At 48.1% G+C, this 9,329-nt stretch carries 7 protein-coding genes and 1 pseudogene; 3 read left to right on the top strand and 5 right to left on the bottom strand.

What is annotated here, in order from left to right:
* Positions 1-1,020, bottom strand: a pseudogene (locus VIM87_RS13945) (hypothetical protein); the annotation flags it as partial.
* A 327-nt stretch (positions 1,021-1,347) separates the two neighbouring features.
* Here VIM87_RS13945 and VIM87_RS13940 point away from each other — a divergent pair.
* Genes VIM87_RS13940 through VIM87_RS13930 form a run of 3 tightly spaced genes read left to right on the top strand, consistent with a single transcriptional unit; the run spans position 1,348 to position 3,130 of the window.
* The gene (locus VIM87_RS13940) at positions 1,348-1,554 is read left to right on the top strand and encodes a hypothetical protein (RefSeq protein ID WP_331997584.1); all 207 of its coding nucleotides are present in this window, start codon (positions 1,348-1,350) and stop codon (positions 1,552-1,554) included.
* Positions 1,551-2,333, top strand: a complete 783-nt coding sequence (locus VIM87_RS13935; RefSeq protein ID WP_331997583.1) for a queuosine precursor transporter — start codon at positions 1,551-1,553, stop codon at positions 2,331-2,333. The genes VIM87_RS13940 and VIM87_RS13935 overlap by 4 nt, the downstream gene beginning before the upstream one ends.
* 53 nt (positions 2,334-2,386) lie before the next feature.
* Positions 2,387-3,130, top strand: coding sequence for a class I SAM-dependent methyltransferase (locus tag VIM87_RS13930; RefSeq protein ID WP_331997582.1), 744 nt, complete (start codon positions 2,387-2,389; stop codon positions 3,128-3,130).
* A 140-nt stretch (positions 3,131-3,270) separates the two neighbouring features.
* Here the strand turns inward: VIM87_RS13930 and VIM87_RS13925 are convergent, their stop codons facing one another.
* The 4 genes from VIM87_RS13925 to VIM87_RS13910 all read right to left on the bottom strand — a co-directional run bounded on the left by VIM87_RS13925 (position 3,271) and on the right by VIM87_RS13910 (position 9,317).
* The gene (locus VIM87_RS13925) at positions 3,271-4,947 is read right to left on the bottom strand and encodes a RagB/SusD family nutrient uptake outer membrane protein (RefSeq protein WP_331997581.1); all 1,677 of its coding nucleotides are present in this window, start codon (positions 4,945-4,947) and stop codon (positions 3,271-3,273) included.
* Positions 4,948-4,971: 24 nt separating this feature from the next.
* Positions 4,972-8,136 (bottom strand): SusC/RagA family TonB-linked outer membrane protein, encoded by a 3,165-nt coding sequence (locus VIM87_RS13920; protein WP_331997580.1) that lies wholly within the window; start codon positions 8,134-8,136, stop codon positions 4,972-4,974.
* Positions 8,137-8,501: 365 nt separating this feature from the next.
* Entirely contained in the window at positions 8,502-8,945 is a 444-nt protein-coding gene (locus tag VIM87_RS13915; protein ID WP_331997579.1) for an NUDIX domain-containing protein, read from the bottom strand.
* Between the two features lie 246 nt (positions 8,946-9,191).
* Entirely contained in the window at positions 9,192-9,317 is a 126-nt protein-coding gene (locus VIM87_RS13910; protein WP_331997585.1) for a CorA family divalent cation transporter, read from the bottom strand.
* Positions 9,318-9,329: the final 12 nt, after the last annotated feature.

The raw sequence follows: 9,329 nt of genomic DNA, 5'->3' as shown, positions 1-9,329 counted from the left end.
GCCCCAATACAAGGGGTAGTGTTTGATCATACTTTCAGCCTGCACGGCAGGAACGCCAATGCCGGTAAGCTGCTTATAAGTTTCCGAATTAGTGCCTAATTCACCGCCGGAGCTGCCGCCATAAATGTTGGGCGCCATCAGGGTAAAGGTTTCAAACTTGCCATAGCTCCACTGGAAGGCATAATCTTTATCCAGGCCGCCGGCTGTTTTATTGCCTTCCTGGCCGGGCAGTGGGGACAGTTCCGACTTACCGCCCCGGTTACTGGCATGGGAATATTCGTAGGTGGTCCACAAACGCATGGCGTTATAGCTCATACCTACCAATACGGCTGCCAGCACTACTGCGGAGGAAATGAACAGGTGTTTATAATCTTTTTCACGAATGGTGATCACTGCAAATACGATGGCGATGACGGCCAGGAGTAAAAAGAAGTAATACGTGATCTGCAGGTGATTGGCTTCTATAAAATAACCTAAAAATAATGCGGTGAGGCCGGCGCCCAAGAGGTATTGCCGTCTGAGTACCAGCATGATACCGGCTATTACGCCTGGTAAATAGGCCAGGGCTACGGACTTGGTATCATGCCCTGCTGAGAGGATGATGGGCATATAACTGGAATAGGCGTACGCTACTGCGCCAATAAAGCCTATCCAGGGATTTACCCGCAGCACCATGCATAGAATATAAAAAGTTAACGCTGCCAGGAACAATACGTTAATAGGCTTAGGCAGGTTGAGCGTTAATATGATAGGAATGATCTGCCCATAATTGTAAGGGCTTTCTGAAGAGATCTGGTAGGTGGGCATACCGCCGAACATGCTGGTGGTCCACAGGGGGGTAATACCATGTTTTTCCTTGTAATCCAGTGATTCCTTGGCCATGCCTTTCCATTGAATTACATCGCTTTGGCCTAATACTTTGCCTTCCAGGGCGGGTTTGCAATACAGCACTGCCAGTACCAGGAATGCCACTACTACTATAATGTGCGGCAAAAGCGTTTTAAGCCAGTTATTCTTCATATTTATGGTAAGCTTTTAAATTATGGAAGCTTTTAAAACAGATAAGTAGCAAATATATATTTTAAAGTTCATAGTTGTTAGTAGTCAAGGTCCATGGCCGATGTTCCATGGTCCATTGCATACTGCGCGGTTAAAAGTTGTACAAGTAATGCGACTACCGTCATCACATGCACCCCCTGATATACGTACTACGCCATGGACCATCGACTATGGACCATGGACTATAAGACTATTCACTAATATTACTATTTTCGCTGCATGCGCTTCGTTAAAATTTTGTTGAAATTCGTTTTTATATGCAATCTTTGCTACCTCGCAGTGTGGCTGTTGCGTATTACAGAACATGGGGAGCGCTTTTCGTGGCTTTTCAATTCCGTGATCGTACTGGGGATCCTGGTGGCGCCCTGGGCCAATATGCTGAGCAGTGTGCTGGCCATTGTATTACTGCTGCTGCGCAAGGTGAGCTGGGCAGAGCTACCCGGTTACCTGCTGATCCTTAACCTGTCAATATTATTAGTTCAAATACTGGTATGATCAATCATCTTCTGAAAGACCGGCCCACCAAGCTGTTTGTCATCTTCTCCTGTTTTTTTGTGGCCAACGCGCTGATAGCGGAATGTATAGGCGGTAAGATCTTTTCCCTGGAGCGCTTACTGGGCCTGCCGGTACACACTTTTACCATTTTCGGGCAAAGCGGATTATCGTTTAACCTTACCTGTGGGGTATTGTTATGGCCGCTGGAGTTTGTAATGACGGATGTGGTGAATGAGTATTACGGTCCCAAAGCGGTGCGGCGCATTTCCTATACGGCTGTGGCGCTGATCCTGTATGCTTTCCTGATGTTTTTCCTGGCTATTGAAGTGCCGCCGGCTGATTTCTGGATAGGCAGCAAAACGGCTGATGGCCTGCCTAACATGCAAACGGCCTTTACCGGCATCTTCGGGCAGGGCATGTGGATCATTGCGGGTAGTGTTATTGCCTTCCTGGTAAGCCAGATAGTGGATGTTACCGTATTTCACCGTATTAAAAAACGCACGGGCGATAAACATATCTGGCTGCGGGCCACCGGCTCAACGGTAGTATCCCAGCTGGTGGATAGCTTTATTGTGTTGTACATTGCGTTTAAACTGGGGAATGACTGGACATGGCAGCAGGTGCTGGCCATTTGCCTGGTGAACTATATTTACAAATTTACCATGGCCATTATACTTACACCGCTAATCTATTTACTGGAAAAACGTATAGAACATTACCTGGGCAAGGAAACCACCGCCAAGATGAAAGCCAGCGCCATGGGGCTTAGCCAGGAGTAAGGAATAGTTTTTGCTGAGCATGCAATATATACTTCAGATCATAACACAACGATATGCAATTAAAAGATGCAATCACTACCTGGGTATCTTACATCAGAAGACCGGCCAAGCGAAAGCTGATCAATTACAGCGCGCAGCTGCGCGGTAAGAAGGGGATTGAAATTGGCGGGCCCAGCGCGCTGTTTGCAGTAAAGGGATATTTTCCCGTTTACCTGTTTGCAGAACAGATAGACGGCGCTAACTTCAGCACCAACACTATTTGGGAAGGGCAGATACAGGAGGGGAACAACTTTCACTATTATAACAAAACCGGCTACCAGTTCATACGCGAGGCTACCGACCTGCAGGGCGTTGCAGATAACAGCTACGACTTTGTACTATCCTGCCATTGCCTGGAGCATGTGGCTAACCCGCTGAAAGCGTTGTATGAATGGAAGCGGGTATTAAAACCCGGCGGGCAGCTGGTGCTGGTGCTGCCGGATAAGCGCCATACCTTTGATATTAACCGGCCTTATACCACGCTGGAACATTTACAGCAGGATTATAAGAACAATGTGGGTGAAGATGATACCACGCATTTTGAGGAGATCATACGCCTGCATGTAATGGATGAAAAGGAAGGCACGCGCGAAGAGCTGGCCAGCCAGATCCGGCAAAATACGTTGTACCGCCGCGCGCATCATCATGTATTCAGCCTTGAATTAATGAAACAAATGCTGGAGGTGTGCGGGTTTACAACGCTGTACCAGCAGGATGGCGCGCCGTTTCACTTAATAACTGTGGCGCAGAAAAAATAAGAATGAATAATTAATAATTAATAATCGGAGGGCTGGTACGCCATTGAAATGCATTTTCTGCAACCAGCATAATAAAGGGGGCGATATTTCAAATTGAAATATCGCCCCCTTATTATTAATTATTCATTCTTAATTATTAATTACTCCGTACGCGGATTTTTTACCGGTGCAGCGCCGGAGCCCGGCGGGTTGTTGGCCACTTCATTATCCGGAACATCCCAGTAATCCAGGAAGCTGTAATCTATAGTTGCATTGGTGTTAATATTGCCGGAGCGGTCTATTACCACACAGCCGGTACGGCCGCCGCCTTTGGATACAGGATCGATCACTTTCCAGCGGCGTGCATCGTAGAAGGAGAGGGCGCGGAACAACAGGCCTATCCTTCTTTCCTTACGCAGCTCTTCTTTGGCAGCAGCTGCCGTGGCGGCCACGGTAGGCGCTAAGCCGGCGCCCTGTGCATTGCGTACAACATCGATCAGCGTCATGCCTGATATGATAGCCGCAGGGCTGAAATTATCCTTGTACATAGTGGCTTCTGCTTTCATCAGCTCATTTTCTTCCCAGCTGCCGGCCAGGTACATTTCCGTTGCGCCTACACCGGTATTGCTATATACAATTACACCGCTTATTTTTTTACCGCCGTCTATCAGCGCATGGTTGGTGTTAAAAGAGTTACCACGGTCCGCATTACCGATCCAGGTGGTGCCGGTTTCAAAGTTGTTGGCCAGGCGTTTGTCGCCGGGTTTAAAATCCTGTATTAAGCGCTCGCTGATGCCGTAACCACCGCCACCAGGGTCTGTGCTGGTAACCCTTGCTGCCACGGTGCCGTCTGATGCGGCAATAATATCGCCCAGCTGGTCTGAGCGGCCGGTGAATACAAAATCATTCTGCTGTATGCCATTGTTCGTAAGGGTAAGGATGCTATCCCAGCGGGTGGCGGGCATCGCATCTACCGTAGTATTTACCAGCAGGTTGCGGGCTTTAAGCGTATTAATGTTACGGATCCACATATCCGGGGTAAGCACGCCGCCTTTGCCTACCTGGTAAAAAGCAGGTATCAGCTTACTGAGGATGGCATTATAATCTGCCCCGGCGGAAATACCGGTCAGTAATTGTGCGGCCGTATCCAGCTTAGCGTTGGCCGCAGCTATCATGGCTTCTTTGGATACATAGTTGTTGTTAGTGGTTTTAGGATCATCTGCAACAGCCAGGTCGTCGTTAACAATGCCGGCATAATACAAGGAGCCGATGCGGGAATACACATAGCCTTTCCACCAGTAGGCCCAGGCTTTTACCACATTCTTTTTGGTGGCGGCATCGCCGCTGAACTCCACTTTATCCAGCGCGGCCAGCACCAGGTTACAGTTCTTATTGAGCTGGTACATGTAGGCCCATTCGTAAAAGAGCGGGTTGGCGCCTGCTTCGGCATTACTGTTAATGGCGCGTATAAGCTGCAGCTGTTTGGAGGGAAAGCCAGGACTGGGCACTACAGTGCCATCATCCAGCGTAACCTTATCGGGACAGCCTAACTGGTTCATGTATTCGTTGGCGGCTTCCATACCTATTACATCGCCCATCTGCTCCTGAAAGCCTATGGCGCCCGACCAGAAGCGGCCTATAACTGCATCATAATACTTAAGATCATAAAACCCGCTTACATAAATGCCCTGACCCAGGGCTACAATACCTTTTTCTGTAGCTGCGCTTTCGGGGGACGGCTGGTTAGGATCATTGATATCCAGCTGACTTTTACAGGCCAGCATGCAGAAAAGGGATATTACCAGCGGTATATATTTTGTTTGTGTATTGATAGTCATAATTGTTGCGTTTAGGTGTTGACGTTAGAAACCAAGATTCAGGCCTACCTGGTAAGATTTATAGTTAGGCATGGTATTGTGGTCTGTGCCGCGGTCCCAGGGTGAGTTGGCATTGCCGGAGCTGATCTCAGGATCCATACCCGTGTACTTTGTGAAAGTAACCAGGTTGCGGCCGGTTAATACCAGCTGTATTTTCCGGATCCCTTTTATTTTAAAGAAGCGGGCAAAGTCAAAGCCTGCGGACAGGTTCCGTAAACGCATAAAAGAGGCGTCTTCATAAAAATAATCCTTGGTGCCGTTGTTACCCTGGGCCTGGTATACGCCACGGTAAAAGGCGGTCCAGGCGCCGGTTTCACCATTAATGGTAATGGGTTTTTCGTAATCGCTGTGAATGCCATCACGGTACATCCATTCCTTGGTTTGGTTATACAGGTGGCTGCCATTGATCCAGTCCCATTGCATGGAGAAGGTTACAAAGTCTTTAAAGGAAAAGTAGTTGATGAACGACATGTTGAACTTAGGGTTAGGATCGCCAAAGCTTACTTTTTCCGGTGTAAATACGGGCTGTTTGGTGGCCTTGTTCACTACATACCCGTTGCTGGCTACTTCGTAGCTGCCTTTATCTGCTTCAGCTATATACAGGTTGCCGCTGGCATCCCTGTCTTCCAGGGAGTGCAGGGCTTTATTGCCAAAGATCTGCCCAACCTTTAAACCCGGCGCCAGCACATAGTTGGTGCTGCCCGCAGAGGAAATGATCACTACCGGGTTGCCGCTTACTGCTGTTATTTCAGACGACTGCCTGCTTAAGTTGGTGGTAAGGTCCCAGGAGAAATCCGTGGTGGATAATACGCCGATGTTCAGGGATGCCTGCCAGCCTTTGGATTCCAGGGAAAAGGCATTATCTACCAATGTACCGGTACCGGATGATGCGGGTGCATCGGTATCATAAATGGCGTTATTGGTGCTGCGTTTCCAGTAAGTAACGGAAAGGCCTGCATTCTGCAGCCAGCTGCCTTTCAGGATGTTGAAAGAGAGGTCGGTACCGGCTTCAAACTCTTTGGATACTTCTACATCCAGGTTAGGATTGCGTTGTGCAGTACCGGGGTACAGCACGCTGCCGGCGCCTACACTGCGGGGTGTTAGCACTGTATAGCGCTGAAAAGGCCCGGGTTGTATGCCGGCTTCGCCATAGGCGGCGCGCAGCTTGAACTCTGTGATAATGCCGCCTACGCCGCCATCCTGCCAGAAGTTCATGGACGATAATCTTACATAAGCATCGCCACGGGGAAAGGTAAAAGGTTTGGAGCCTTTACCGAAGGCGGAGGAATAATCGCTTCTGAAGCCCCCGGAAATGCCGGCAATATCGCCCCATTCAATACGCTGGTTCACCAGGTAGCCGAAGGTTACAAAGGGCTCTTTCAGATCCATATCAATATTACGGGTGGCATAATCCTTTAAGGTATGCGGTGCAAAGGACGGCGTGCCTTCCCCGTGCGTGATGTATTGTTTGAAGGTATTGTAACGCCAGTCGAAAGCCGCTGTAGTGGAGGTTCTTATGGGAAGGCCCAGGTTAAAATCCTTCTGGAAATCGGTGTTAAAAGTTGCGGTGCCGGTAAAATGCTGGAAGAACACACTTACATTATATTTCGTCATTTCCCCGGTGGCATCGGTATTATTATAGTTGGATAGCCAGCCCCGCTGATTGATCACGTTCAGGTTATCCGACTGATCGCCGTAAATAAAGGTTGAATCGTTACGCTGGTAGTTGATGCCGTATTTGGCATCCAGCTCCAGGAATTTTGGCAGCTTATAGTTCAGGTTAAAGGTTTGTACAATGTCCACCTTATTGCCGGTAGCATCCGTGTACTGGGCGTTGTAGTTGGGGTTATTGGCATTTACGCCAACAGCATCTCCATAATAATAGGAGTAGTTGCCGTCGCTCATTACATCGTCATAATTAGCGAAGGGACGGGCGTTGTTGATGGCATAGATCACGTTCTGGTTCTCTATGGTGTTCTTGGTGTAAATGAGCTGGGTAACGCTGCGGAACTTCAGTCCCTTATACAGCTCTGTGCCTACGTTCACGGAAAAATTACTGCGGTCGTAGGCGCCGTTATTTTTGAAAATGCTTTCCTGGTGATTGTTGGATACGGCAAAGGCGTAATCCATTTTTTCACTGCCGCCGGATACTACTATGGAAGTGTTGTAGGTAGTGGTTGGCTTGAAGAACATTTTGAAATGATCATAATACTTCAGGTTCTTGTCATACGGCTTATCGGCCTTACCGTTGGGGTCCAGTGAGTTGTAGATGATGTTCTCCTTATAAATGCCGGTGGCGGGGTCCCAGCTGAGGGGGGCGCCGGAGGAGCCTACTACTTCGCCGGCGGCATTGGCTTTAAAGTTATTGAACCTGGATTTACGCAGGTCGCCAACGTTCAGCACTTCGTTGCGGGCTACGCTGGAAGATACGTCGATGTTCATTTTCCCGGGCTTGCCCTTTTTAGAGAACAGCTGTATTACGCCGTTGGCGCCCTGTGCGCCGTAAATGGTGGCGGCGGCGGCGCCCTGCACCACTTCCACCCGCTCAATGGCGTTGAGGTCAATGCTGTTTAAGCTGGTGGCGCTCAGCTGAATACCATCCAGCAGGATCATGGGGGTGGTGCCGCGGCCCAGCGCATTAATGGTGTTGATACCGCGCAGCAGGATGTTGGTTTGTGCGCCGGGCACCCCGCTGGTGCTGGAAATTTGTGCGCCGGCGATCTTACCTACCAGGGCCTGGTCTACCGATGCGGTAGGGGCCTGTGGCAGCTTGTCGGCTGTTACGGATTCCACGGCAAAGGCCAGCTTCTTTTTGCTGGTGGCTACGCCTACGCCGGTAACTACGATCTCACCCAGGGATTTGGTGTCCAGGCGCAGCTGTACAATGAGGTTGCCGGCAGCTGTCACCTCCTGGGAGCTGTAACCGATAGCGGATACGATCAGTTTTGTAGCTGGTTTGGCAGAAATTGTAAATGTGCCATCGGGCATGGTGATGGTACCTGTTTTGGTACCTTTTTCGACGATAGTAGCCCCAATAATTGCGGCTCCTGATTCATCGATAACTTTTCCGGAAATGGTGGTTTTTTGTCCAAAAGAGTTAATTCCACCACACAATACCGCTAAGACGGATAACATTAGAGTTTTCAACATGTGATAGGATTTTAGTTGGATTTTGGTTGATTTGATTGATAGCTAACGGTTTACGAGAATATTCTTTTCTTGTGTGTCTTCTATTGAAAAATAGTAATTTATTAACGAATCAATTAATATTGTTTTTAATAATATGTTAGGAGGGAGATAGAAAAGGGTTAGGAGAAGATATGGGGTAACTGTCAGCATTACACGAAATACCGGATAAGGGTATGGGATGTGAGAATTACGAATTTTTCAATTACGAATTACGAAATGCGAAGCATTCATGAATGCCATTGAAAATAAATTATGATTATGAATAATTGAATGCGGCGGAGATGGAAGGGTATAGGGAGGGGAGAAGACTTACCGGAACGCCTATATTAATATTTAACTTTTACCAGATCGGCTACTACTTTATCAATGGGCAGGGTTACGGTGGCGGCATTAAACTCATCCCAATTTATCCAGCGTACACCTTCAACTTCAGTAACGCCTTCGGGGATCTCAAAATCAAAGGGTTGGTTTAAAATAGGTGCGGTAAAGGGGGAGATAGGTTTTACAAGATAATAGATGGAGATGATCTGCGTGGTGCCGTCGAATGCGGAGATCTGGAAAAAATCTGTGGTGTAGATATGTTCTACTACCTCTACCTGCTGGCTCAGCTCCTCCTGCCATTCGCGGATGATGCATTCCAGCGTACCTTCGCCAAACTCAAGCCCGCCACCGGGAAACTTGGTGTAATAGCCGCCGCGGATGTACTCATCGCTTACCAGCACCTGCTTTTGTTCATTGATCATAATACCGTATACGCGGACATTGAACATAATTACGAATTATTTAATTACGAATTACGAATTGGGCAGACCATAGTGGAGTGACTGCGGAGCAAAGGTAATTGTCAATTACGAATTATCAATTATGAATTACGACCCCGCCCAAAGCGGTGTATGAATGCCATTGAAAAGCGAATGGAAATTGTGGCAACAGGTGGCTTGTTGGACCTATCAATTAAGTACAAGAAATTTTGAACTACTCAATTCGTAATTCGTAATTAAATAATTCGTAATTCACTAAAACCACTTCTTCTTCATAAAATACCAACTCATGATCACGGAGATCACGATGGAGAGTATTACGGGAATGTAGAATGCGTGCGGGGAGTGCTGGTAGGGGATATCCACGTTCATACCATAAATGCTGGATACCAG

The organism is Chitinophaga sp., assembly GCF_036569125.1.
Taxonomy (GTDB): domain Bacteria; phylum Bacteroidota; class Bacteroidia; order Chitinophagales; family Chitinophagaceae; genus Chitinophaga.
This window is presented reverse-complemented; position numbering and strand designations above follow the sequence as displayed.

What these genes read in the sequence shown, in the direction of transcription:
- VIM87_RS13935 (WP_331997583.1), top strand. Translation starts at nt 1,551, where the DNA reads ATGATCAATCATCTTCTGAAAGACCGGCCCACCAAGCTGTTTGTCATC.
- VIM87_RS13930 (WP_331997582.1), top strand. Translation starts at nt 2,387, where the DNA reads ATGCAATTAAAAGATGCAATCACTACCTGGGTATCTTACATCAGAAGA.
- VIM87_RS13925 (WP_331997581.1), bottom strand. Translation starts at nt 4,947, where the DNA reads ATGACTATCAATACACAAACAAAATATATACCGCTGGTAATATCCCTT.
- VIM87_RS13920 (WP_331997580.1), bottom strand. Translation starts at nt 8,136, where the DNA reads ATGTTGAAAACTCTAATGTTATCCGTCTTAGCGGTATTGTGTGGTGGA.
- VIM87_RS13915 (WP_331997579.1), bottom strand. Translation starts at nt 8,945, where the DNA reads ATGTTCAATGTCCGCGTATACGGTATTATGATCAATGAACAAAAGCAG.